General features: G+C 35.3%; 30 protein-coding genes. 24 read left to right on the plus strand and 6 right to left on the minus strand.

Annotated elements, in window-relative coordinates; all coding sequences use genetic code 11:
• Positions 1 to 31: 31 nt before the first annotated feature.
• Genes CVT18_RS10465 through CVT18_RS04195 form a run of 3 tightly spaced genes read left to right on the plus strand, consistent with a single transcriptional unit; the run spans position 32 to position 763 of the window.
• Positions 32 to 370 (plus strand): hypothetical protein, encoded by a 339-nt coding sequence (locus CVT18_RS10465; protein ID WP_234410269.1) that lies wholly within the window; start codon positions 32 to 34, stop codon positions 368 to 370.
• Positions 370 to 561 carry a DpnD/PcfM family protein gene (locus CVT18_RS04190; RefSeq protein ID WP_103629014.1) on the plus strand — a complete coding sequence of 64 codons (192 nt, stop codon included), beginning with the start codon at positions 370 to 372 and terminating at the stop codon, positions 559 to 561. The genes CVT18_RS10465 and CVT18_RS04190 overlap by 1 nt, the downstream gene beginning before the upstream one ends.
• Positions 562 to 568: 7 nt before the next feature.
• The gene (locus CVT18_RS04195) at positions 569 to 763 is read left to right on the plus strand and encodes a DpnII family type II restriction endonuclease (RefSeq protein ID WP_234410270.1); all 195 of its coding nucleotides are present in this window, start codon (positions 569 to 571) and stop codon (positions 761 to 763) included.
• Here CVT18_RS04195 and CVT18_RS04200 read toward each other — a convergent pair.
• Positions 719 to 1,066 (minus strand): type II restriction endonuclease, encoded by a 348-nt coding sequence (locus tag CVT18_RS04200; RefSeq protein WP_234410271.1) that lies wholly within the window; start codon positions 1,064 to 1,066, stop codon positions 719 to 721. The two genes, CVT18_RS04195 and CVT18_RS04200, sit on opposite strands and share 45 nt — an antisense overlap.
• Here CVT18_RS04200 and CVT18_RS04205 point away from each other — a divergent pair.
• The 14 genes from CVT18_RS04205 (at position 1,034) to CVT18_RS04270 (ending at position 10,736) form a co-directional block, all read left to right on the plus strand.
• Positions 1,034 to 1,390, plus strand: a complete 357-nt coding sequence (locus tag CVT18_RS04205; protein ID WP_103629015.1) for a DpnII family type II restriction endonuclease — start codon at positions 1,034 to 1,036, stop codon at positions 1,388 to 1,390. The genes CVT18_RS04200 and CVT18_RS04205 overlap by 33 nt on opposite strands.
• Positions 1,383 to 2,195: a DNA-methyltransferase gene (locus tag CVT18_RS04210; RefSeq protein ID WP_103629016.1), complete on the plus strand. Its 813-nt coding sequence runs from the start codon at positions 1,383 to 1,385 to the stop codon at positions 2,193 to 2,195. Before CVT18_RS04205 ends, CVT18_RS04210 begins: the two co-directional genes overlap by 8 nt.
• Before the next feature lie 284 nt (positions 2,196 to 2,479).
• Positions 2,480 to 2,920 (plus strand): isoleucyl-tRNA synthetase, encoded by a 441-nt coding sequence (locus CVT18_RS04215; RefSeq protein ID WP_103629017.1) that lies wholly within the window; start codon positions 2,480 to 2,482, stop codon positions 2,918 to 2,920.
• 49 nt (positions 2,921 to 2,969) lie between these two features.
• On the plus strand, positions 2,970 to 3,521 hold the full coding sequence (locus tag CVT18_RS04220) for a DUF507 family protein (protein ID WP_103629018.1): 552 nt from the start codon (positions 2,970 to 2,972) through the stop codon (positions 3,519 to 3,521).
• Entirely contained in the window at positions 3,521 to 4,639 is a 1,119-nt protein-coding gene (gene carA / locus CVT18_RS04225) for a glutamine-hydrolyzing carbamoyl-phosphate synthase small subunit (protein ID WP_103629019.1), read from the plus strand. The genes CVT18_RS04220 and carA overlap by 1 nt, the downstream gene beginning before the upstream one ends.
• A gap of 1 nt (position 4,640) precedes the next feature.
• Positions 4,641 to 5,306: a sulfite exporter TauE/SafE family protein gene (locus tag CVT18_RS04230; protein WP_234410272.1), complete on the plus strand. Its 666-nt coding sequence runs from the start codon at positions 4,641 to 4,643 to the stop codon at positions 5,304 to 5,306.
• Between the two features lie 80 nt (positions 5,307 to 5,386).
• Entirely contained in the window at positions 5,387 to 6,070 is a 684-nt protein-coding gene (locus CVT18_RS04235; RefSeq protein WP_021090989.1) for a response regulator transcription factor, read from the plus strand.
• Between the two features lie 92 nt (positions 6,071 to 6,162).
• Positions 6,163 to 7,650 carry a cytochrome-c oxidase, cbb3-type subunit I gene (gene ccoN, locus CVT18_RS04240; protein ID WP_107824270.1) on the plus strand — a complete coding sequence of 496 codons (1,488 nt, stop codon included), beginning with the start codon at positions 6,163 to 6,165 and terminating at the stop codon, positions 7,648 to 7,650.
• The gene (gene ccoO, locus CVT18_RS04245) at positions 7,650 to 8,315 is read left to right on the plus strand and encodes a cytochrome-c oxidase, cbb3-type subunit II (protein ID WP_084041629.1); all 666 of its coding nucleotides are present in this window, start codon (positions 7,650 to 7,652) and stop codon (positions 8,313 to 8,315) included. Before ccoN ends, ccoO begins: the two co-directional genes overlap by 1 nt.
• A gap of 9 nt (positions 8,316 to 8,324) precedes the next feature.
• Positions 8,325 to 8,534, plus strand: coding sequence for a cytochrome c oxidase, cbb3-type, CcoQ subunit (locus CVT18_RS04250; RefSeq protein ID WP_021090915.1), 210 nt, complete (start codon positions 8,325 to 8,327; stop codon positions 8,532 to 8,534).
• Positions 8,522 to 9,385 (plus strand): cbb3-type cytochrome c oxidase N-terminal domain-containing protein, encoded by an 864-nt coding sequence (locus CVT18_RS04255; RefSeq protein WP_107824271.1) that lies wholly within the window; start codon positions 8,522 to 8,524, stop codon positions 9,383 to 9,385. Before CVT18_RS04250 ends, CVT18_RS04255 begins: the two co-directional genes overlap by 13 nt.
• Entirely contained in the window at positions 9,385 to 9,597 is a 213-nt protein-coding gene (locus CVT18_RS04260; RefSeq protein WP_103629022.1) for a DUF4006 family protein, read from the plus strand. Before CVT18_RS04255 ends, CVT18_RS04260 begins: the two co-directional genes overlap by 1 nt.
• A 106-nt stretch (positions 9,598 to 9,703) precedes the next feature.
• Entirely contained in the window at positions 9,704 to 10,273 is a 570-nt protein-coding gene (locus CVT18_RS04265; RefSeq protein ID WP_103629023.1) for a hypothetical protein, read from the plus strand.
• Complete coding sequence (locus CVT18_RS04270; protein ID WP_103629024.1) at positions 10,266 to 10,736, plus strand: FixH family protein; 471 nt, start codon at positions 10,266 to 10,268, stop codon at positions 10,734 to 10,736. Before CVT18_RS04265 ends, CVT18_RS04270 begins: the two co-directional genes overlap by 8 nt.
• Before the next feature lie 123 nt (positions 10,737 to 10,859).
• Here the strand turns inward: CVT18_RS04270 and CVT18_RS04275 are convergent, their stop codons facing one another.
• The gene (locus CVT18_RS04275; RefSeq protein ID WP_103629025.1) at positions 10,860 to 11,447 is read right to left on the minus strand and encodes a flavin reductase; all 588 of its coding nucleotides are present in this window, start codon (positions 11,445 to 11,447) and stop codon (positions 10,860 to 10,862) included.
• 151 nt (positions 11,448 to 11,598) lie between these two features.
• Here CVT18_RS04275 and CVT18_RS04280 point away from each other — a divergent pair, with 151 nt between their 5' ends.
• The 6 genes from CVT18_RS04280 to CVT18_RS04305 all read left to right on the plus strand — a co-directional run bounded on the left by CVT18_RS04280 (position 11,599) and on the right by CVT18_RS04305 (position 19,544).
• The gene (locus CVT18_RS04280; RefSeq protein ID WP_103629026.1) at positions 11,599 to 13,944 is read left to right on the plus strand and encodes a PD-(D/E)XK nuclease family protein; all 2,346 of its coding nucleotides are present in this window, start codon (positions 11,599 to 11,601) and stop codon (positions 13,942 to 13,944) included.
• Positions 13,941 to 16,760, plus strand: a complete 2,820-nt coding sequence (locus tag CVT18_RS04285) for a RecB-like helicase (RefSeq protein ID WP_103629027.1) — start codon at positions 13,941 to 13,943, stop codon at positions 16,758 to 16,760. The genes CVT18_RS04280 and CVT18_RS04285 overlap by 4 nt, the downstream gene beginning before the upstream one ends.
• An 80-nt stretch (positions 16,761 to 16,840) precedes the next feature.
• Positions 16,841 to 17,269, plus strand: a complete 429-nt coding sequence (gene rplM, locus CVT18_RS04290) for a 50S ribosomal protein L13 (RefSeq protein ID WP_002939292.1) — start codon at positions 16,841 to 16,843, stop codon at positions 17,267 to 17,269.
• A gap of 2 nt (positions 17,270 to 17,271) precedes the next feature.
• Positions 17,272 to 17,661 (plus strand): 30S ribosomal protein S9, encoded by a 390-nt coding sequence (gene rpsI, locus CVT18_RS04295; protein ID WP_021084780.1) that lies wholly within the window; start codon positions 17,272 to 17,274, stop codon positions 17,659 to 17,661.
• A gap of 153 nt (positions 17,662 to 17,814) precedes the next feature.
• A complete protein-coding gene (locus CVT18_RS04300; protein WP_103629028.1) occupies positions 17,815 to 18,831 on the plus strand; it encodes an OmpA family protein in 1,017 nt (338 codons plus the stop codon).
• Between the two features lie 74 nt (positions 18,832 to 18,905).
• Positions 18,906 to 19,544, plus strand: coding sequence for an HAD family hydrolase (locus tag CVT18_RS04305; RefSeq protein ID WP_103629029.1), 639 nt, complete (start codon positions 18,906 to 18,908; stop codon positions 19,542 to 19,544).
• Positions 19,545 to 19,791: 247 nt separating this feature from the next.
• On the opposite strand, the gene CVT18_RS04310 is transcribed toward CVT18_RS04305, so the two are convergent.
• Both CVT18_RS04310 and CVT18_RS04315 read right to left on the minus strand, forming a co-directional pair.
• Positions 19,792 to 20,928, minus strand: a complete 1,137-nt coding sequence (locus CVT18_RS04310) for an NAD(P)/FAD-dependent oxidoreductase (RefSeq protein WP_103629030.1) — start codon at positions 20,926 to 20,928, stop codon at positions 19,792 to 19,794.
• Complete coding sequence (locus tag CVT18_RS04315) at positions 20,925 to 22,226, minus strand: MFS transporter (protein ID WP_103592820.1); 1,302 nt, start codon at positions 22,224 to 22,226, stop codon at positions 20,925 to 20,927. Before CVT18_RS04315 ends, CVT18_RS04310 begins: the two co-directional genes overlap by 4 nt.
• A gap of 113 nt (positions 22,227 to 22,339) precedes the next feature.
• Between CVT18_RS04315 and CVT18_RS04320 the strand changes: the two genes are divergently transcribed.
• Positions 22,340 to 22,981, plus strand: a complete 642-nt coding sequence (locus tag CVT18_RS04320; RefSeq protein WP_103629031.1) for a non-canonical purine NTP pyrophosphatase — start codon at positions 22,340 to 22,342, stop codon at positions 22,979 to 22,981.
• Here CVT18_RS04320 and CVT18_RS04325 read toward each other — a convergent pair.
• A complete protein-coding gene (locus tag CVT18_RS04325) occupies positions 22,974 to 23,696 on the minus strand; it encodes a tetratricopeptide repeat protein (RefSeq protein ID WP_103629032.1) in 723 nt (240 codons plus the stop codon). The genes CVT18_RS04320 and CVT18_RS04325 overlap by 8 nt on opposite strands.
• Before the next feature lie 63 nt (positions 23,697 to 23,759).
• Positions 23,760 to 24,206 carry a hypothetical protein gene (locus tag CVT18_RS04330; protein WP_199907357.1) on the minus strand — a complete coding sequence of 149 codons (447 nt, stop codon included), beginning with the start codon at positions 24,204 to 24,206 and terminating at the stop codon, positions 23,760 to 23,762.
• Positions 24,207 to 24,363: the final 157 nt, after the last annotated feature.

Raw genomic sequence — 24,363 nt, forward strand, 5'->3', positions numbered from 1 at the left:
ATCAGATAAGAAACTTTGCGAACTTGCGAGCTTGAGTGAGATATATAAATTTAGTTATGAAGATATCGTTAAAAGAGCAAAAACAATAGATGCAATATGGTTTAACGAAAGAAATTTACCAAACTCATTTTACGAAGTTGAACATAGTACAGACTTTAAAAATTCACTAAACAATTTTTTTCAGCTTCAAGACTTTAATACTAGGGTGTTTATAATCGCAGATAAAAAGAGGCAAAGAGAGTATGAAAGCGTTTTGATGGCTAGCATCTACGAGCAGATAGCTCAAAAGGTAAAATTTGCTAGTTATGAAGATATATTAAGGCAGCTTGAAAGAGAGAGTGAGCAAGCATTTATTAAAATGGGAATTTAATGAAAGAATTTGAAGTAGAGATCGTCGAAACCTCGGCGAAGAGAGTCGTTATTAAAGCGAAAAATAAAGAAGAAGCGTGTAAGATCGCCCGGGCGGCTTACGAAAATAGCGAGATCGTTTTAGGTGCGGAGGACTTCGTTTGTGCGGATTTTAAAACGACGATCGCGGACGAGCCGAAAACTAAATTATAGGGATTTTATGGAACCGAATTTAACGAATTTTAGCGACTTTTTACGCTCGCTTAGAAAGACGAACGCGAGCCTTGGCTACTTTACCGACTTTAACAAATGCGGCGAAAATCTAAAAGCCGTTTCTATCAAGCTTCATACGCTTGATTTTTTACTCGGTTCAAAAGATTTGAAAACCGATATTTTCACTCTTAAAATACTCTGAAATCGTTCGCGAGAAATTTACGCCGCCTCGATTTTTTCGCGCGTTCGTATCGAGTCCGACTTCTACGCCAAATACGTAATCGTGTAAATTTTTTATCTTTGCATCCATAAAAATTTTATCCAGTCCGGTTTCTTTACAAAACTCGTAAATTTTATCGGGGCTTTCAAAATACGCTTTCAGCTTTGTTAATTCGCCGCTTGTCGCGACCACATCCGTATTTTTATCTCGAACGGCTATGAGCAAATTTAGCGTATCAAAGCACTCTTTACTTTGCTTAAAAAGAGTGAAAATATCGGCTTTCAAACCGAAGTTAGTAGTAAAAAATTTGCTCTAAATTTAGGAAGCGATCAAAAGATTTTTGATTTCGTTATAACCGCGGACGGCATAACGTATCTGATAGAGGCGAATTTTTATAGCACGGGCGGCTCGAAGCTAAACGAGGTCGCAAGATCTTACATCGAAATAGCGCAAAAAATCTCGCTTTGCGGCGGATATAAATTTATTTGGATAACGGACGGACAGGGCTGGTGTGCCGCTAAAAACAAGCTTGAAGAGGCATACAAAAGCGTTAAAATTTATAATCTTTCTACGCTTCATTATTTCGTAAAAGAGCTTAAAAATGTTTAAGCTATCCGATGATTTTAAGCTTTTTAAAGGCGATTGTTTTGAGATTTTGCCTAAATTTAAGGGAGAGTTTGACCTTATTTTTGCCGACCCGCCGTATTTTCTCTCAAATGATGGACTTAGCATTCAAAGCGGAAAAATCGTAAGTGTAAATAAAGGTGATTGGGACAAAAGCTACGGTATTGACGAAATAGATAAATTTAACCTCGAGTGGCTAGCACTTGCCAAAGATGCACTCACGGACAACGGCAGCGTAATGATAAGCGGAACGTATCACAATATTTTTTCGATCGGCCGGGCGCTGCAAAAACTAGACTACAAAATCCTAAACGTCATCACTTGGCAAAAGACTAATCCGCCGCCGAATTTTAGCTGTAGGTATCTAACGCATAGTACTGAGCAGATCATTTGGGCTAGAAAAGATGAGAGACATAAACACATCTTTAACTATGAGCTTATGAAGCGGATAAATGGAGATAAGCAGATGAAAGATGTGTGGAGTTTTGCTGCGATTGCTCCTTGGGAGAAAGCATGTGGTAAGCATCCTACACAAAAACCACTTTCGCTTTTGATAAGGCTTATTTTGATGGCAAGTAATGAAAATAGTGTCATTTGTGATCCATTTGCAGGCTCTGCAACAACTGGTATAGCTGCAAATTTACTAGGTAGAAATTTTGTAGGTATTGAAAAAGGGCAAGAATTTATAGATATTGCACTTAAGCGAAAGGCTGAGCTAGAAGCAAATTTTATAAATTTTAGAGATAAATTTAGTGATATAAAAATGCTTGAGAGCTTAAAATTTGTCTAGATTTAGATACCTTACTTTACAACGACCCGCGCAGCACTAGCGGCTGCTAAGTCGCTAAGCTCGGTACAAACCGGCAAAGCACTTGAGGTAAAAAGCTTGCAAGAGTATTTATCTAAAAAATAATAAATTTAAAACAGTTTAGCTTATAGCTAAACTGTTTTAAAGTATTATTAGAAGCAACAGATGTCCATATATGGCATTTTGCTTTGAATTTTAGTCTAGCTTTCATCAATCTAGTAATATTAAAGCTTATGTTTAATATAATCTCACCCAAAGGAGAGATTATGAAAATTTTAAATGCTTTTTTTACGGGTATTATATTTGTCCTTGCTCCTATTTTTACGCTATTTGTTGGAATTTACAACAACTACTTTTCTTACTATGGCATAAACGAGTATTTTAATGTTATTTTTGTTGATAACGTGCCTTTCTTATGGCTTTTGCCAGTATTTTTTATATTTGGGTATTGCTTTTTTTACGCGCCTTTTAGAAAAATTTTTAGAGCCTTTTATTTAGTTTTGCTGATAGTTTGTGCTTTTAGTTGGTATCCTGACTTTGGACGCACTTTAGGAGAGAATTATTTTATGAGCAAATCGCTATCTTTAGATATCTCATCAAATTTAGAAAATGAGCAAAAGACTGATGGAAAGATACTTTATGATGGACGAAGAGAAATTTATTTTTTAAGAAGCGATAATAATAAAGTCGTTAAAATTTCAAAGTAAAGTTTTACCTTTATTTAGTTAAAATGGCATAAAAATTTAAAGGTTTAAAATGCGTTTAAAACTCCCACACGTTCCGTATATTTCACATAAAATAGCAATAGATCTTCTAAATTGTGGTTTCGTAAGACTAAATAAAGGCATTGAGCCAATCGTAGCAAAAACAAGTGAAATTTTAACAGTCGATATTCAAAAAGAAAGAGCTTTAGATGAGCGAGTAAATGAGCTTTTGGAGAAAAATGAAGACGAGATGCAAACTATGCAAATTGACCGCAAAAATATGTTTTGGCTCGTTAAAAAGAAGCTTGCAGGCGAATTTAATGTAATCTTAACCCACGAAGATAGATTTAGTAATATCGCTCACAAAGTGCTTGAAACTATTTGGAAGAGTGGTCTTGTTGATTATAATGTATCTGAAAATCGTGTAAAAAATGTGATTTATAACTCAATAGACGAGTACTTAAAAAGCTATGAGAAGATAGAAGATGATGTTTATGAAATGATACAAAATTATAAACATAAGCTAATTCCAGGAACTGATGAATATGATCTTGTCTTTGAGCGTTTATATCAAGATGAGCTTAAAAAAAGAGGCATGCTTTAATGAAAGCTTATATCTACATTGAAAATGGTGTTTTTTTAGAAGCAAAAGCTTTTGGTGCTCATGGTGAGTGTGCAGGTGAGCTCGTTTTTAATACCTCGATGACTGGCTATGAAGAGATCATGAGCGATCCAAGCTATGCTGGTCAGTTTATCGTCTTTACGATGCCAGAAATAGGCATAGTAGGTATAAATGAAGATGATATGGAGAGCCTTAGAATTCACGCAAGTGGCGTCATAATGAGGAGCTACAACGAGACTCCGTCAAATTACCGCTCGCAAAAATCTTTGGGTAAATTTTTCGAAGAGCAGGGCAAATTTGGCGTTTATGACGTTGATACTAGGTATTTAACAAAGATGCTACGTGACGAGGGCGCACTTATGGCCTATATTTCAACGCAAATAAGTGATAAAGATGAGCTAAAACGCAGGCTTGAGAGTAGTGGGCGTATCGAAAATATAAACTACGTAAAAACAGTTAGTGCGATGGACGAGTACGAACATAAAAAAGGCGCTTGGGATAGAAATTTAAAGTCATATAAGCCGTTAAAAAGTATTGGTAAAAAGATAGCTGTTTTTGACTTTGGTGTAAAGAGAAATATCTTAAATGAGCTATGTGAAACTGGTCTTGAAGTCATTGTCGTGCCACACGACACTAAGGCTGAAATTTTGATAGAAAAATTTAAAAATGGCGAGATAAATGGGGTATTCTTATCAAATGGTCCTGGTGAGCCAAAAAATTTAAAGGCTGAAATAGGCGAGATCAAAAAGATGATTGAGGCTAGGATACCTATATTTGGCATTTGTCTTGGACATCAGCTACTATCAAACGCCTTTGGATACGAGACATATAAGCTTAAATTTGGTCAGCATGGAGCAAATCACCCAGTGCTAAATTTAGAGACAAAGGCGATCGAGATAACAACACAAAATCACAACTACAACGTACCTGAAAGTATCGCAGAAGTAGCAGTTGTGACGCATAGAAATTTATTTGACAACACGATCGAAGGTGTGAGATACAAAGAATATCCGATCTTTTCAGTTCAGCACCACCCAGAAGCAAGTGGCGGTCCAAGCGAGAGCAAATATATATTTAAGCAGTTTTTAGAAATTTTATAAGATGCAAAACATAAACCTTTACATGATTATCTCAGTTGCATTTTTAAGTAGCTTTAGTCATTGTGTAGGTATGTGCAGCGGATTTTTGAGTTTACAGACTCTATTTTTTAAAGGTAAGAATAAAATAGAAATTTTAATGCTAAGTACGCTTTATAGTCTAGCTAGAATTTTTGCTTATATAGTTTTAGGAGCTTTACTTGGCGCCTTTGGAGCTGTTATTAGCTTTAACATGCAAGCAAGAGGCGTGATATTTTTCATAGTTGGCTTAATGATCGCGTTTATCGGCATTGCCTTACTTTTTAGGGGTGAACTTTTAAAATTTGTAGAGAATCAAAAGGCGCTTAATTTTGTAGCAAGAATTGCAAAAACAAGGATTCAAAAGAAAAATTTAACAAATTTTTTATTACTTGGTTTTTTAAATGGCTTTTTGCCTTGTGGTGTGGTTTATTATTTTTTGGCACTTGGGATTTTAAGTGCAAATTTTATTGATTCGGTTTTTATAATGCTTGTATTTGGTCTTTGTACATTGCCAGCTATGCTTTTAGCTAGCTTTGTATTTGGAATTTTAAATGAAAAATTTAAAGACATAATGTTTAAGATCTCAGCTAGCATAATGATAATAAATGGAATTTATCTATCATTTTTAGGATATAGAGCAAATGCTTAAGATAGAAAAATAAGAGAAATAATTGTTAGTTGCGTCAAAATTTATGATGTTTGATAAATATAACCAAAAAGGAAGAATAAATGAGCAAGATTCTTAATAATCTAACTGTTCTTATCGTTGAGAATGAGGGAGATGGTAAAAAAATAGTACAAGAAGTTATGCGAGATAAATTCGAAAAAGTTATCACTGCTCAAAATGGCGATGAAGGACTTAAGAAATTTAAAAAATATAATCCAAATATGGTTATAACAGATGTTTTTATGCCTATAATGAATGGTCTTGATATGGCTAAAAGCATTAAAGAAATTTCAAAAGATACACCTATTATAGTTTTTAGTACAAATAGTGAAAAAGAAACACTTCTAAAAGCGATAGATGTTGGTATTGATAAATACGTTTTAAAGCCGATTGATCTTGATGATTTTTTAGTTACGTTAGAAAATGTCGCTAAAAATAAGATAGAAACAGCAAATATTATTCAGGTTACAAATGGATATAGTTTTAATAAAATAAAACGTGTGCTTATCAGAGATGGTGTTGAAATTTCTCTTACAAAAAAAGAGCTTGCATTTATATCTTTACTCATAAAAAGACTTGGTACGCTTGTGCTTCATGATGAAATAAAAAATGTTGTTTGGGTTGGCGAGAGCGTGACGGAGGCTGCTATTAGGACCTTTGTTAAACGTGTCAGGGATAAAGTCGGCAGTAATTTTATAAAAAATGTTCCTGGGCTTGGTTACAAAATAGATAGAAGACTCTCCTAGTAAAAGAGAATTTATATTAATTAAGTCTTTTTATAGTTTTTCTACTCTAAAATAACCGAAAATTAATATAAATTTAACTAGGAGGAAAATTTATGCGACCATCCCAGTTGCTACACTACGACTATAGCGTAGCAAAACTATTTATGTTCTCAACGATATTTTTTGGTATCGTAGGCATGGCTATTGGCGTAGTAGTGGCTTTTCAGCTTGCCTGTCCAGATTTAAACTACATAGCAGGTGAGTATTCGGCCTTTGGAAGGTTGCGTCCTCTTCATACCAATGGCATTATATTTGGTTTTATGCTTTCAGGTATTTTTTCTACTTGGTACTATATTGGACAGCGTGTTTTAAAGGTCTCAATGAGTGAGTCGCCATTTTTGATGTTTATTGGTAAGCTTCACTTTTGGCTTTATATGCTTGTGATGATCTTGGCTGTTGTGACGCTTTTTATGGGCGAGAGTACATCTAAGGAGTATGCCGAGCTTGAATGGCCACTAGATATTGCAGTAGTAGTAGTCTGGGTGCTTTGGGGTGTAAGTATATTTGGGCTTATTGGTATACGCCGCGAGAAAACACTTTATATCTCGGTTTGGTATTACATTGCTACATTTCTTGGCGTTGCTATGCTTTATCTATTTAATAACATGGAAATTCCAACAAGACTAGTTAGTGGATATGGCTCATGGCTACACTCAGTTTCGATGTATGCTGGCTCAAACGATGCCTTGGTTCAGTGGTGGTACGGTCACAACGCAGTTGCATTTGTATTTACAGTAGCGATCATCGCCCAAATTTATTATTTCTTACCAAAAGAGAGCGGACAGCCAATATTTTCTTATAAGCTTTCGTTATTTTCATTCTGGGGCCTTATGTTTATATATCTTTGGGCTGGCGGTCACCACCTAATATATACTGCTGTGCCTGATTGGATGCAGACTATGGGTTCGGTTTTTTCTATTGTTTTGATTTTACCTTCTTGGGGTTCAGCTATTAATATGCTTCTTACAATGAAAGGCGAATGGACACAACTTCGCGAGAGCCCGCTTATTAAATTTATGATTCTAGCTTCAACTTTCTATATGTTTTCAACTCTTGAAGGCCCTATCTTGGCTATCAAATCTGTAAATGCACTAGCTCACTATACTGACTGGGTACCAGGACATGTACATGATGGCGCACTTGGCTGGGTTGGTTTTATGACTATGGCGGCACTTTATCATATGACACCACGTGTCTTTAAACGTGAAATTTATTCAAAATCCTTAATGGAAGCTCAATTTTGGATACAAACAACAGGTATCGTTTTATACTTTGCTTCGATGTGGATTGCTGGTATTACGCAAGGCATGATGTGGAGAGCAACTGATAGCTATGGAAATTTACTCTACTCATTTATTGATACTGTTGTAGTGCTTATACCTTATTATTACATTAGAGCTATTGGCGGACTTTTGTATTTGATTGGCTTTTTGATGTTTGCTTACAATATCTACAAATCAACTTCTGCTAAAGCTATTTTGGTAGAGCCAAAAAGTGCAACGCCTATGGGTAGTGCTAAAGCCAATGCGGAGGTGATGTGATGTTTGCTTGGTTAGAAAAAAATCCATTCTTTTTTGCAGTTTGCGTCTTTATCGTCATAGCTTATGCTGGCGTGGTAGAAATTTTACCTGATTTTGCAAATAGAGCTAGACCACTTGAGGGTACAAAACCTTATACAGTTTTAGAGCTTGCTGGAAAAAATATATATATACAAAATGGTTGCAACACCTGCCACTCACAGATGATACGTCCGTTTAAAGCAGAGACTGATAGATACGGCATGTACTCGTTAAGCGGCGAATTTGCTTATGATCGTCCTCATCTTTGGGGTTCAAAAAGAACGGGCCCAGATCTTATGCGTGTGGGTAATTATAGAACGACAGATTGGCATGAAAATCATATGTTAAACCCAGCCTCTGTTGTGCCAGGCTCGATCATGCCGGCATATCCATTTTTATTTAAGAAAAATGCTGACATAGAGACCGCTTACGCTGAAGCACTAACTGTTAAAAAGGTTTTTAACACACCTTATGATGAGAAAGATATGCCAGCTCTTGGCACTTTTGAGCAAGCAAATGCTAATGTAAAAGAGCAGGCTGCAAGTATCGTTGAAAGTATGAAAGACGAGCAAGTAAAAAGTGCTTTTGCAAAGGGTGAAATTCGCCAGATCGTGGCACTTATCGCCTATCTAAATAGCCTAAAATAGGAGTTAATAATGGATATTAGAGAACTTCAAGCTTATGGCTATTTTATTTTGACAGCATTTTTAGCTATCACTTTGTACGCTTATTTTTTTCATCTTTATAAAAGCGAAAAGCAAGGTAGAAGAAATTATGAGAAGTATTCAAGATTAGCCCTAGATGATGAGATCGGTAGTAAAATTTTAGAGCAAAAGGCTACAAAGGAGAGCGTATGCAATGGCTAAATTTAGAAGATAATATAAATTTACTTGCGTTAATAGGTGCCATCTTAATTATCGTACTAACTGTCGTTGTAGCTGGCAAGTATGTTGGTCAAATGAAAGTTAAAAAAGATGAAAGCGTAGAGCTTAGCGAGCACAACTGGGATGGGATAGGCGAGTATAAAAACCCAGTTCCATTTGGTTGGGCGGTAGTTTTTTTACTAACTCTTGTTTGGGCAATTTGGTATTATTTACTTGGTTATCCACTAAATTCTTACTCACAAATCGGTGAATATAATAAAGAGGTAAAAGAAGCAAACGCTAAATTTGAAAAAGAGTATGCAAACCCAAGCAAAGAAACACTTCATACTATGGGAGAGAGCGTATTTTTAGTGCAATGCTCAGCATGTCATGGCATCACAGGCGATGGCATTGGTGGCAAAGCTGCAAATTTACAAATTTGGGGTAGCGAACAAGGAATAGTTGATACGATACTAAATGGCTCAAAAGGGCTTGATTATCCTATGGGCGAGATGCCAGCAGGGCTAGCCGATGCTGATGGAGCAAAGGCTATCGCAGCTTATGTTGCAAAAGAGATAAGTGCTATAAAAAGTACAAAAAATGAAAATTTAGTAGCTATGGGAAAAGAGCTTTACGCAGCTTGTGCAGCTTGTCACGGAGATGATGGCAAAGGCATGGATGGTATGTCGGCTGATCTTAGTAAATATGGTTCAAGTGAGTTTATAGTGGATGTACTAAATCGTGGTAAAAGCGGCAACATAGGTGTTATGCCTAAATTTAATGATGGCAGATTAAACGAGATACAACAAAAAGCAGTTGGCGAATATGTCATATCGCTATCAAAGGGCGAATAATGGAAAATAAAAATAGAAACATCTTTGCTTTAAATGGCATTAGCGGTTATTTGGTGGCAGTTTTGCTTTTGCTATCTATCCTTGGCGTACTTACTTATATTGGTATTGGCTTGCAAAAAGATGTAGCAACCAAGCCTTACTCATTAAAAGATGCAAGTAGCATTGAGATGAAGAGCGTTAACAACGCTAAACATGTCATTATAAAGGAGTAGTGATGCTAGGCATAATAGAAAAAGCCATAATCTTGCTAATAGTTGTTGCAGGAGCTATTTGTGCGTGGTCAGTGCTTACATCAAACCACCTTTTTGTAGGCTAGGTGTGAGAAAATTTATACTCATTTTTATATTTTTGCTCTCACAAAGTTTGGCTTTGGGAGCAAATTTTGTGGTAAATAATGATGAAATTCTAAGCCAAAAAGTAAGTGTAAAGCTAAATGAGATCGGCAGTGAGCTTTACGCAAAAAGCGATATAAATTTAGTAGTTGGCGTATATAAAGATGGTGAGCTAGAAGCTCTTTTTAAAGAGCAAAACCTTAGCTCGCCTTATGCTTTTTTACTGCTTATAAAAGATAAAAAGAAAGTAGAAATTTTTGCCGATGCTAATACTTCAAAACTTTTTAATAAAGAACAAATTTTAAGTGTAAATCCAGAATCAGGGACGATAATTCCTATTTTAGTTTCTAAAAATGGTAAAGATGTCTATAATGCTGCTATATTAAATGGCTACGCTGATATTGCCGAACAAATCGCATCTAACTTAAATTTACAGCTTGAAAGTAGTGTTGGAAATTCAAACAAAACTACGTTAAATTTTTTAAGATTTTTCATCTATGGCTTGGTTGCATTTTTTATAATTGTTATCTTTTATAAAAAGGTAAAAAATGGATAAAAAAACCTTTTGGCCTTATGCTATCGTGCTTAGCTTCATTGCTATCATTATCGCTTGCGCAGTAACGATCATCATAGCACTGAAACATCCAGTCGAGATGGATAGCTCTTATATGCAAAGCTACCAAAATGTCGATGAAAACATAACCTTTATCAAAGAGAGTGAAAAACGCTTTGATGAGAAATTTGATCTAAAATTTGAGCCAAATTTTAATGCCCTAAATGCTAAGTTTAAATTTCATCTAACTCCCCAAAAAGGAGAAATTTCAGCTTTAAAATATGAAATTTTACTTACTCGCCCACAGACAAATAAAGAAAATAAAATTTTAAGAGCTTCATGGCAAGAAAATGATCTAGTAAGTGAAGAAACAAGTCTAAGAGAAGGTAGATGGCAGCTACTTTTAAGGCTAAGTGACACTAATGATACAAGGTATTATAAATTTGACCTTAATGTCACAAAATGATCTTAAAATCGCAGCTTTGGCATCTGGAAAAGATTTCAAAGCCGAGTTTAAATTTTAATAAACTAATCTTTTTAGCTAAATCTAAAACCAAAATACTAAGTTTTTATCAAATAAAACTATAAATCAAATCTCTTTAAATCCAAAATTTAATCCCAAACGCTCACAAGTACCGACATATTCTTTAAATTTATAGATTAATGGATGCCATTTTTGCGTATCTATCTTTTTATCTTTTAGTAAATTTTCATCTACAAAAATGCCTGTAATCTTGCAAGTAACTATGCTAAACCACTCTTTTAACTCTATCTTTTCTACAACCGTTTCTATCTGTATCTTACACTCTTTTATCCTGACGGTTTTTGCATTTATGCCAGGTTCTTTGCTGAGATTTGCTACCTTAAATTTATCGTGCTCGTAGGTGTAGCCAAGATTCTTTTTTTCTTCTGGCACGTCACTATCACCAGTTAGTTTTTCCATTTTTTGCACAGCTTCTAGCAGGCTTTCATCACATAAATTTAGCGTGATATCTGAACCGTTTTTGATATTTTTAAAGCCTTGATTTTCAATGCCTATGCCAAGCACTACTGTATTTCCTAACGTCCAAGAAGATGAAAGCACCGTGATATCATCGTTTGCATTTTTATCTTTTGTAGTGGCTAGCAAAACCGGAAAGCCGTAGTAAAAACCTTGTCTGTTTAACTCTTTATGCATTTTTGCTCCTTTTTTTGTGATTGTAGCTTTTGGCTCTTTAAGGCTTAAAATTTTAATGTATTTAGATGAAAATTTAAAGCTTTGGCTAAGCGTAAAAAGCGCTCTTTTATCAGCATTTAGCTATCATTGCTTAAAAATTTAAGAGAGAAAAATGCATAACCTAAACCAACTTTTTGTCTTTACGAACTCGCGTAAGATTCGTGAATTTAATGCAAGTTTTAATGATGAGCTAATCCCAAAAAGCCTAAGCATTGCCGAGTTTTATAAAAAGATAGTTTATGTAGATGGTAGGTTTGAGATTGATAGCACCTATGCTTTAGTGCTTATGAATAGAGCCTGTGCCAGTGTCAAAAAGGCAAACTCGGTTCTTAAAATTCCAACTGAGTTTTTTGAATTTTTGAAAAATAATGACTATCTTTTTTCATTTTTTAAAGAGCTATCTATTAGTAAAAAGAGTATTGCTGAGATTAAATTTAACGATATTTACGCTGACTTTGAGGAACATTTAGACATACTTGAAGCGGTTTTAAAAGAGTATGAGAGCTTGCTTGGTCAAGAAAATCTCTATGATGATATAACCTTGCCAAAAATTTATAACGTAAATGAAGCTTACATCAAAAGCTTTAGTGAAATTTTACTGCACATAGATGGAATTTTAAGCGAGTTTGAGTGGGAAATTTTAGAGAAAATCTCAAAGCTAACTACGCTAAAAATTATCTTTCAAACTAGTGTTTTCAACACAAAGCTAATCAATAAAATAAAGCAAATTTCAGCTATTAGTGAGATTGAAAATTACAAAAAATATGAGCTAAATTTAAAGACAAATGAGCTAATTTGCTTAGAAAATATCAAAAAATTTGAGCCAGTCTTAGAAAAGCGATTTGCCACTAGAAGCCTGCAATGTGCCTACGCTATGGCAAAGGTGAGCGAGTTTGTGCGTGATGGAATAAAGCCTGAAAACATCGCTGTTATATTACCAGATGAGAGTTTTAGTGAAATTTTAAGGCTACATGATAGAGATAAAATTTTTAACTACGCTATGGGTGAGAGCTTTAAAAATACAAAATTTTATGAGACGCTTTTTTACATTACAAGAGCGATAAACGAAGAGGTAAGGCCGGTTTTTGATCAAAGCAAGTGTGAAAGCTACGAGGAGCTTGGCTTTATTTTAAGCGAATTTGGTGTTAGCGAGCAGCTTTTTGAGAAATTTAAGGCTAGTTATTTTGAGCTGTGTGAATTTGGCAAATTTAAAGAGCTAATAGATGAGCTTTTAACGCTTGAAAATGAGCCAAGATGCGAAGAGAAGCTTGCGCTTGAGCTTTTTAGGATTGAGAATTTATGCAGGTATTTTGGCTTTAGCTTAAAGCAGTTAAGTGAAATTTTCTTGCTAAATATCTCGCGCCTTAGTATCGATGATGTGGGCGGTGGAAAGATCAGTGTCATGGGCATGCTAGAGAGCCGTGGAATGAAATTTGATGGTGTGATCATAGTTGATTTTAATGATAACTTCATCCCAGCAAGAAGCACAAATGAGATGTTTTTAAACTCAAAAGTGAGGCAAAAAGCTGGGCTTATAAGCTACCTTGAGCGTGAAAATTTGCAGAGATTTTACTATGAAAGTCTTATAAACAATGCCAAAAAGGTCGCCATAAGCTGTGTTTTAAATGAGGAGAGTATTCCTTCGAGATTTTTAAAAAATTTTAGAACTATAAAAGATAAAAATTTTAGCGATGAAGCCTATTTAAAACTATTTTTAAAAGGCAATGCCAGCCTAAATTTAAGCGATGATGAGATCGTTTTGGAGCATGATTTTTTTGAGAAACCTCTTTCGTTTTCAACATTAAATTTATTTCTAACTTGCCCAAGGAAGTATTATTACGCAAAGATAGCTGGCATAAGGCCTGCAAAAGGCATAGCAACTGAGCCGGGATCAAAGCAAGGAAATAGCGTCCACAAGGCACTTTATGAGTACTATATGAGCGATTTTTACAGGCAAAACAATATCTTTGATCTTTCTGTATTTAAAAAAATGCTAGCAAAGCAGGATCTCTCGCCACTTGAGCTTGAAATTTGGACACAGAAATTTAAAGATTATGAAAAATTTGAAAACAATCGTTTAAGTGCAGGATTTAAGGTGTTGGAGTGTGAAAAAGAGGTAAAAAGAGATTTTTGTGGCGTACAAATTTACGGATATATCGATAGGATCGATGCTGGTCCCGATGGCGAGCCTTTTATACTCGATTATAAAACTGGCGATGCAAATGCAAATTCTCTTCAGCTTGCTTTTTACGAGGCACTTTATGGCAGCGATGCAAAAAGTGCATATTATGCCCTAAAAAACGAGCCAACGCTAGTTAGCTCAAAAAAGAGCGTAGATGATCTAAAGACTGAGATAGAAAATCTAAAAAAAATAAACAAAACCAAGATAAATTTTGAAAGAAAAAGCGGAGCTTGTAAATTTTGCGAGTATGCCATGCTTTGTAGGAGAGAGTTATGAAAGATTTTTTAGCCCTAAAAGCAAGTGCAGGAAGTGGAAAAACTTTCGCTCTTAGTGTTCGTTATATCGCTTTGGTGCTTAGAGGTGAAAATATAAATGAGATCATCGCTCTAACTTTTACAAAAAAAGCAGCAAATGAGATGAAAGAGCGGATAATCGCAACTTTTTTGGATTTGCAAAATAAAAAAGGTGAGCTTGAAAAGGTTAGCGAAGAGCTTGGTTTAAGTCAGGATGAAGTGATAAAAAGGCGAGATGAGAGGCTTGGAGCATTTTTGCAAAGTGAGCTAAAAATTTATACATTTGATGCATTTTTTTCTGGAATATTAAAGAAATTTAGCCAAAATTTAGGCCTTAGTCCAGATTATAGCGTGCGAGATAGCCTGCAAGATCTTTCGTGGAAAAAATTTGTAAAAGAGGTGAGTAGGGATCAAAATCTACTTAGCGAACTAGCATTGATGATGATCATCTCAAGTCAAAAAGAGGCGAGCTTTTCAGAGACTTTGGCAAAATTTTATGAAAGCTTTGGCGGTGAACTAAAAGAAACTAGCGCGAATTATCCAGATGACAGCAAAGTAAGAGCCGCTCAAAAAGCGATAAATGAGCATATCTGCTCTCAAGCTGGTGCTAGCGATACAGCTAAAAAGACATTTAAAGAGCAGAATTTATTCGAGCTTTTTAAAAACAAGGTTTTTGAAAGAGATAGTCTAGATTACCGCACTTTTAGTAAAATTTACGAGCCTAAACTTGATGTGCTTTTTGATGAACTAAAAGAGGCAATAAAAGACTATATCTTGGATGTTGAAAGATATAGGCTTAGTGGCTTTAGTAAGCTTTTGGAAATTTACAAGCGTTCAAATTTGGAGTTAAATAAAGAGATAAATGCACTAAGTTTTGCCGATATAAACAAACTGGTTTTTAAGCTTTTAGTTGAGAATTTGAGAAAAGACGCACTTTACTTTAGACTTGATGGGCGGATAAATCATCTTTTGGTTGATGAGTTTCAAGATACAAACGTGATCCAATATGAGATCATCTTACCACTCATCGCTGAGATCGTATCTGGATATGGACAAAATGGGCTTGGAAGCTTCTTTTATGTGGGCGATACAAAGCAAAGTATCTATAAATTTAGAGGTGGGAAAAAAGAGCTTTTTGACAAGCTCGGGGAGGATTTTAAACAAATTCAAATAGAAAATTTGCCAAGCAATTATCGAAGTTTAAAAGCTTTGGTGAAGTTTAACAATGCGATTTTTGAAGAAATTTATCATAGATATGGGCTTGAGTTTGTGCCTCAAAATCCAGCAAAAAAAGATGATGAGCTAGACTATAAAGTAAGTGACAAATGCCCATATTTTGAGACAGAGGATGATGACTACGGATATCTTCGTGTGCTTGGTAGCGAAGATATTGTGGCCGATGTCCTTTCTCAGACACATGATCTCATAAAATCTGGCGTAAATCCAAGTGATATAACGGTTCTTTGCTGGAAAAATAGTGACATAACACACATTTCTGATGAATTTAGTAAAGAGGGCATAAAGAGCGTAAACGAAAGTACTTTAGAGCTAAAGAGAACGCCGTTTGTTGCAGCTATCATAGAGTATGTAAAATTTTGTCTATTTGGTGAAGAAATTTATGAAAAAAATGTAAAAGCGCTTGTAAATGCTAATTTTAAAAAATTAAAAATAAGAGCAGAGGATAGCGCGACAAAGAGCTTATTTTATCTAGCCAAAAATTTGAGCATAAATCTAGCAGATGTTGATATATTAAGGCTTTTTGAGTTAAGCAGTGGCTATAAAAATTTAAGTGATTTTATATTTAATCTCGAAAATTTTAGCTCAAAAATTAGCCCTAAAAGCAGTGATGGTGTGAAAATTATGACTGTTCATAAATCAAAAGGACTCGAGTTTGATCACGTTATAGTTTGCGATATGATCAGTAAGGGTAGAGGTAACGATTCAAATTTTATAACCGAATATAGTGAAAAAGGCGAGTGGATCGTAAAAAGTAAAATCTCAGGTAGAGAAAATTTTGACCCTGAGTATGCTGGTATGTTAGAGCAAATGAGAGAGCTTGAGAAGCAAGAAAATATCAATAAAATTTACGTCGCCTTTACAAGAGCCACAAAGTCGCTTATCATCATTAAACAAGCTGCTCCAAGTGGAAATAGTCCTAGCTTTTTTTCTTTTTATACTAGAAGTGATAAAAGCGAAGTAAACGACTATCTTGATCTAAAAGAGTTTAGCTTTGGTAAAATTTTACCTAGCAAGGGTGAGCAAAAAGAGGCAAAAAAAGATGAAAAAATGCCTGAAATTTTAAAGATAGAAAGGCAAGAGGTAGAGGCAAGAGAGCAAAAAACGAGCGGTAAAAATTTAGAGGCAATCTATTTTGGCTTAGCGTTTCACTATTTGCTTGAGATGAGTGAGAAATTTGATGAAAATTCGCTTTTAAAAGCCAAGAGTTTAATGCTAAATAAATTTTATAAATTTCTCTCACCTGATAGACTTGAAGGTGCCTTTAAAAGAGCAAAAATGCTAATAAATGAGCCAAAATTTCTAGAGTGCATAATAGATAAAGAAATTTACAAAGAACAGCCATTTAAAGTAAAAAACGAACTAAAACAGATGGATTTATTTTGTATTGAAGAGAACGAAATTTGTGTGATTGACTATAAAACGACCGATAAAAATATCGAGGAAAATAAAAAACAAGTTGAAGAATACAAAGAGGCATTAAGTAAATTTTATCCAAAGCATAGTATAATTGCCGTCATCTTCTATGCTCTTGATGGAAAAATTTCATATATTGAAGTTTAAATACTACTTAATTTAAGCTTTATAAAAGCATTGTTTAAATACAATCACAACTCAAAAATTAACTTGGCAAAGGTAAGAAAATGACAAAAATAACAAAGCCAAACGAAGTTAAACGAGACTGGATCGTTGTTGATGCAGCTGGTAAACGTTTTGGTAGATTGCTAACTGAGGTAGCAACTATACTTCGTGGCAAAAACAAACCATGCTTCACGCCAAACGTAGATTGTGGCGACTATGTTATCATCATAAATGCTTCAAAAGTAGAATTTACTGGTAATAACAAAGCTGAAGATAAACTTTATCACAGACACTCAGGATACTTTGGCAGCGTAAAGAGCGAGAAATTTGGCGATTTGATAGCAAATAAGCCAGAAAAACTATTTAAATTAGCTGTTCGTGGAATGCTTCCAAAAACTAAACTTGGAAGAGAGATGATAAAAAAACTAAAAGTTTATGCTGGCAGTGAGCATCCTCATACGGCACAAATAGCTAAAAAAGAAGGAAAATAATTATGGCAAAAGTTTATGCAACTGGTAAAAGAAAAACTGCCGTAGCAAAGGTTTGGATAAAAGCTGGAAGCGGTAAAATCGTAGTAAATGGTATGGATCTTAATACTTGGCTTGGCGGACATGAAGCTATAAAGCTTAAAGTAATTCAGCCACTTCTAGTTACTAAACAAGAGAGTTTAATAGATGTAGTAGCTACAACTTTAGGTGGTGGTTATTCAGCACAAGCTGAGGCTTTAAGACACGGTATTTCACGTGCTTTAGCTGACATGGATGCTGATTTTAGAGCAGCACTTAAACCAAAAGGCTTGCTAACTAGAGATTCTCGTGTTGTTGAACGTAAGAAATTTGGTAGAAGAAAGGCTAGAAGAAGCCCACAATTCTCTAAACGTTAATGATTTTTTGCAAGTGCTTTTGCATTTGCAAAATTTAAGTTGTGTAAATTTCAAATTTACATTGTTAATTAAATTATGATTTAGAGTCGGTTAAATTTTATTCAGTTAAAATGTAACCACTTTAAAATAAATCCTAAGAAAGGAATTCTAAATATGAAAAAGATTGCTTTAGCTATGGTTGCCGCAACAGCGGTTTTTGCGTCTAACGCAGCATATAATTATGAAGTTACTCCAACTATTGGTGGCGTTCACCCAGAGGGAAATTTACGTGTAAAAGACCACAACTTCGTTGGTGTTAGAGCTGCTAGAAATCTTGAAGATTTTTTCTTTGATCAAGTAGAGCTTGGTGTTGATTACACTCAAAAAGCAAAAGAAAAAACAGGTAGCTTAACAAGAGAAGGAAGAGTCCTTAGATATCATGCAAATCTTGTAAAAGATATAGTTGATTTTGGACCAGTTAATCTATATGGCTTAGTTGGTGCTGGTTATGAAGATGTTCCAGCTATTTTTGTTAAAAATGAAGATGGCGGTTTTGGCCAATATGGTTTTGGCTTAAGATATCAAGTAACTGATAGATTTGCTCTTAAAGCAGAAGCAAGAGACGCTATCAAATTTGAACATGCTGATCATAACCTATTTTATTCACTAGGCTTTGGTATCGGTCTTGACTCAAAAGCAGCTCCAGTTGTGGCAGCAGCTCCAGTTGCAGCAGCAGCTCCAGCAGCAACTCCAGTTCTTGATGATGATAATGATGGCGTGCCAAATGATATAGATCAATGCCCTAATACTCCAGCTGGCGTGGTTGTTGATGAAAGAGGATGTGAAAAAGTTATCGTTCTTAGAGATCTAGATGTTAACTTTGCATTTGATAGCTATAAAGTTGGACCAAAATACGCAGCTGAGATCAAAAAAGTAGCTGACTTTATGGGCGAACACCCAGATTATAAAGTTGTACTTGCTGGTCACACTGATAGCGTAGGTGCAGAAGCTTACAACCAAAAACTATCTGAAAAAAGAGCAAAAGCAGTAGCTGATGTTCTTGCTGGTTATGGGGTAAGTGAGGATAAAATTTCAACAGTTGGTTATGGTGAGCTTAAACCAATTGCTACAAACAAAACTAAAGAAGGTCGCGCACAAAATAGACGCGTTGAAGCTACTTTCAATAAATAATCTTATTATTTAAAGTTACTTCTTTTAGGGGCTTAGCTTCGGCTAGGCCCTTTTTTATTTCTACGGAGAAAATGATGAAAAAAACCATACTTTTTGATTTGGACGGTACGCTTATTGATTCAACTTCTGCTATTTTAAAAGGATTTGATAGAGCTTTCTTATCCCATGGTAAAAAAGAGCCAGACCATAATGCATTAAAGTCTTTGGTTGGTCATCCGCTTGAAATAATGTTTGAAAGACTTGGTGCAAGCAAAAATTTAATTGATAGCTATATAAAAGAATATAAAGCTTGCTACGAAAAAATTTATCTTGATGAGACAGTACTCTTAGATTATGCAAATGAAGCATTGAAGGAGGCAAGTAGCTTTGCTGATGTAGGTATAGTTACTACTAAAACTTCAAAATTTTCTATTATCTTGCTTGAGCATTTAGGAGTTATGAAATATATAAAAACTATTATTGGAAGAGACGATGTTACTAATCCAAAACCAAATCCAGAGCCAATAAATTTGGCTTTAGATAGACTTAATAAAGATAAAAATAATGCATTTATGGTAGGTGACACCATTATGGATCTAATGGCTGCACAAGCTGCTTTTATTACAGGCGTGGGTCTAACTTGTGGATATGGTCAAAAGAGTGATTTGGAGAAATTTAGTAAACATATTTTCTCAAACCCATTTGAAGCCGTTAGCTTTATAAAAGAGGTTTAATAATCTAATATTCCTAAACTGCTTATATTTTAAATTAAATTCAACATAACGTTTAGCTTGCTTGGCTATAAAATTTACTCCAAAATTTATTACCTTTGTTTGGTACAAAATCTTTTTAAAGTATTTATTATGAATTTTTAACATCTAAATTACTTAAATTGATTTTCTTAAAAGCCTACTTTCATAGTAAATCTATCTTATTTAAAATATGAAAATTTGTCTAAAAGTTAGCTAAACTTCTAGGAGATCATAGATTTAAGACCCTAGCCACCTTTAGAGCGCTTGCAAATGCAAAATGTAAGTTATATCCGCCAAGCATGCCAGTGATTTCCAAGACTTCACCAATAAAATAAAGTCCATTAACGTTAGAAGCTTGTAAATTTTCATCTAAAAATTCAATCTTTATGCCGCCTTTTGTAACTTCCGCTCTTTCAAAGCCGAATGTCCCAGCTGGGGCAAATTCATAAGCAAAAAGCCTTTTTATGATTTGTCTCTCATTGTCATTAAATTCATAAAAGGCTCTATCTTTTAAGCCAAAATTTTTTAAGAACTCTAGCACAAATCTCTTTGGCAAGGGCAAAACCGAGCTAAGCTGCTTTTTGCCATCTATTAAATTTTTCTCACTAAATTTGGGCAAAAAATTTATGCAAATTCGCCCCTTTTGCCAAAATAGCGAGGTATTTAGTATCGCTGGTCCGCTTATGCCCCTATGCGTAAAAAGCAAATTGCCACTAAATTTATGACTCTCGTTTTTGCTATTTATCTTTACGTCTGCGTTTAGGCTGACGCCACTAAGTTCTTTAAACCAAAACTCATCTTTTTGCACGCTAAATCCAACAAGTGCAGGTGCAAGAGCTAAGATTTCAATGCCAAAATCATTTGCTATTTTATAGCCAATATCGCTTGCGCCAAGGGTTTTATAGCTTAATCCTCCACTTGCGATGACTAAATTTCTAGCTCTAAATTTCTCATCTTTTGTTAAAATTTCAAAAATTTCATCTATTTTTTTAGCACCAAGAACTTCTTTGTTGTAAAAAATATCTGCATTTTGCCTTTTTAAAAGTACGCTCAAGACGCTCTTTGCGCCGCTATCACAAAAAAATTGATTTTGCTTTTGCTCACTAAATCTAAGCTCGCTAAAAAAATTTAAAACTTGATCTGGGGTCAGTACTTTTAAAATTTCCTCTATAAATTTTTGCTCGCCAAGGTAGTTTTTAGCGCTTATAAAGCGGTTTGTGATGTTACATCTGCCACCACCGCTTGCTTGGATCTTTTTGCCAGCACTACTATTTTTTTCTAAGATGGCAATTTTTTTACCCTTTAAATTTGCTCCTAAAAATAGTCCGCTAGCACCAGCGCCAATGATGATGATGTCATAGATCAAAACTTCAAACTCTCTTTTAAAGCAGCCTCGCTTGTTAGGCGAGAGTCAAATTTGATTACTTGATTTTTCTCGTTTTTGTAATAATCGACTACACCTTTTTGGCTATTTAGTGACTCTAAATTTAAGCTTACTTCAGGGCTTAGATAGATATTTTTAAAAATTCTTGGATCGCTTAGGCTAAAGAGCAAAACAAGCCAGATCACGCAAAGCACCACGCAGATGATGGCGAGTACTTTAAAGCCAAAGGCGTGCAAGATATACCCACCAAATGCACCTCCAACAAAGCTTCCTAGATAGCCAAATGAATTAAATACGCCAAGGGCTGAGCCTTTTTGTGAGGATTTTACAAATTTTGTTGCGGTTGATTGCATGATGGGCTCGTGAAGGTTAAATCCTATAAAAAATATAGCAACTCCCAAAACGAAGATAAAAAGTGTAAAACTAATGGCAAAAATAGTGTAGGTTAGAGCAAAAAGCAGCGTGCCAGCTATCAAGATAACCTTGCTAAGTCCCTTACCATCGCCAAGGGCGCCTGCTAACCCCATAGCTAAAAAGCCAAGCACGGCGCCAAGCGTATAGACCTTGTAAAGCTCGCTACTCTCATAGCCATACTCTTTTACCAAAACGATAGGGATCACCAAAAATGCGATGCTTGCTAGCATCTTTTGCATAAAAGAGGTGAAATTTATGATCATGTAGTCTTTTTGTAAAAAAAGCTTACCAAATGGTACTTTTTCACTTTTAGCACTCACTTTTATCTCTTTTGGCACAACGGTGTAAAGAAGTACAATGCAAAGTAGGCTAAGAGCGGCACTTAGGTAAAAGAGGCTTGAAAGTCCATAGTCTTTGGCAAGAAGCGGCCCAAGCACCATAGAAAGTGTGAAACTAAGCCCTATAAAAGCACCCATTATCGCCATAGCTTTTGAGCGTTTTTCTTCTGTTATATAGTCACTTATCATCGCAGTTGCAACTGCTCCGATAGCACCTACGCCTTGTAAAAATCTACCAAATAGCATGGTAAAAATATCGCTTGTAAGTGCACAAATTATTGAACCGATGATAAAAACCAAAAGTCCGATCGTTAATGTTTTTTTGCGTCCTATCCTATCCGAGAGCGCTCCAAAAGGCACTTGAAATATCATCTGTGAGATCGCATAGACGCCTACTATTAGCCCTACTAAAAACTCGTTTGCTCCGCGTAAATTTAAGGCATAAAGGCTAAGCACTGGCAAAACTATAAAAAGACCTAAAAATCTGCTTGCTATGATAAAAGATAGTGGTAAAACGCTTTTTAACATAAAATTTTCCTTATTTTTAAAAGGACTAAGTTTATCATTTTAACACTAATTTAAATTTAAAAATTTAATCTACTTTTTTGTAAAATATGCCCAAAAATCAAGGAGCTCTTGCAATGAAGATTGTGCTTGCGACATCAAATTTAGACAAAGTAAAAGAGATAAAAGAGTTTTTAAAAGGCTATGAAATTTACGCCTTAAGCGAGGTTGTAAAGCCATTTGAGATCGTTGAAGATGGTAGTACTTTTCAGCAAAATGCGCTCATAAAGTCAAGAGCTGTCTTTGCAAAGCTTAAAGAGCAGGGGCTTGATAATGAGCTTATCGCTCTTAGCGATGATAGTGGCATTAGTGTGGATGCACTTGGTGGCGAGCCCGGGATCTACTCTGCGCGCTATTTTGACCTTGATGAAAATGGCAAGGTATGCGGCAAGAACGCAAATGACGCAAACAATAGAGCAAAGCTAATTAGTAAGCTAAAGGCGCTAAATTTAAAGAGCTCACCAGCTCATTACACCGCCTGTATCGCTATTAGCTCGAAATTTGGCGACTACACAACTCATGGCTTTATGTATGGCAAAGCGATAGATGAGGAGCGTGGTACAAATGGCTTTGGCTACGACGCGCTCTTTATCCCAGATGGCTTTACTAAAACGCTTGGCGAGCTAGATAATGAGACGAAGCTTAAAATTTCTCACCGTTCAAAGGGACTTGAGCTTGCAAATTTCGTGCTAAAAAGTCTAAAGAAAAACTTTAGTTAAGCTCTTTTAGTCCTTTGTTGGCTCGCTCTAAAAGATCCCGTGCGCGAGGATTTTGCTCTTTTCCATTTAAAATTTCAAGCACTTTTTTGTAGTTTTGGGTAGCTTCGTCCTTTTGATTAAGCTTTGCTAGGTCGTTAGCAAGCTCTACTAAAAGCTCTGATCGCACAAGCTCGTTGCCACTTAACTCCGGCGTGATATCAAGTAAATTTAGCGCTAAAAGGTGGTTTTCGTGGGCTTTGTCAAAGTCGTTTTTTAGGTAGTAGGCGCTAGCGATGCCTTTTATACAGATGAGTTCGTCGTTCATTGGGGCATTTGGCGCGTTGTCATAAATTTTTAGAGCTTCTTGAAAATTAGCAAGTGCTTCGTCGTATCTGCCTAGCGCCTTTTGTGCCGCACCTAGGCTGTGATAAGAGCGAGCTAGTAGCAGCTTGTCGCTAACGTTTGCCGCAAGCTCTAGGGCTCTTTGTGAGAGCTCTAACGCCTTTTGTGGCTCTTTATTTACTATGCAAATGCTAGCGCTATTTATGAGCGAAGTGATCGCCTGCTCGGTGTTGCCCTCTTTTAAGCAGACATCAGTCGCTTGCTCGGCTAAATTTATGGCTCTCTCCAAATTTCTATCGCTTTTATAAAACTCTCTCACACTCTCTTGTATTAGCTCGTCACAGCTACTTGCAAAGAGGCAAATAGGCGCTAAAAATGGCAAAATTTTCTTCATCTTTTTTCCTTTAAAATTTCACGCTATTGTAGCGATTAAAAGCAAATTTTGTTCAGTATTGCCTCATAAATCATTATTGTTTCTTGGCAAATAAACTTGTGACATTATTTTTATGTCTTCTTCTGGATTTTCGATTTGAGTATTAATTATCTGCCTCATTAGCGCCATGCAAAATTTCATACCCATCTCTTCTGCGATTATATCTTTTAGATAAATATTTGTTATTTCATTGTATTTACTGGGAAATTTAACAGAAAAATAAGTCATTTTTTTCTTTTTTACTTCCCATATTCTATATTTGACCTCTGATTTATCATCAATTTTATATTCTTTTGCCTTGATGAGAAATTTATTTATTTGCCCAGCCTTATCCCAAGTGGCAAGACTTTTATTTATATATACTTCATCCCATGTGTCAAAAATAGGAAAGTGCAATAAGAGGTTTCTAATAAAACTAAATAGATCATCGGCAATCAATCCTTCAAAAAAGGGTCGTCCTCCTCTTTTCATCCACTTTAAATATTCTTTAATTGGTTCATAGTTAGAAATCTCTTTAAATACCGAAAATGCTTCTCTGAGTCTATAAAATCTAAAGTATATGGCTCTTGAGTTTTAAAATTTTCATTAGAAATTTCATCATATAAAAAATAGAATCTATTATAAAAAA

This window comes from Campylobacter concisus (genome assembly GCF_003048405.1).
GTDB lineage: Bacteria > Campylobacterota > Campylobacteria > Campylobacterales > Campylobacteraceae > Campylobacter_A > Campylobacter_A concisus_Q.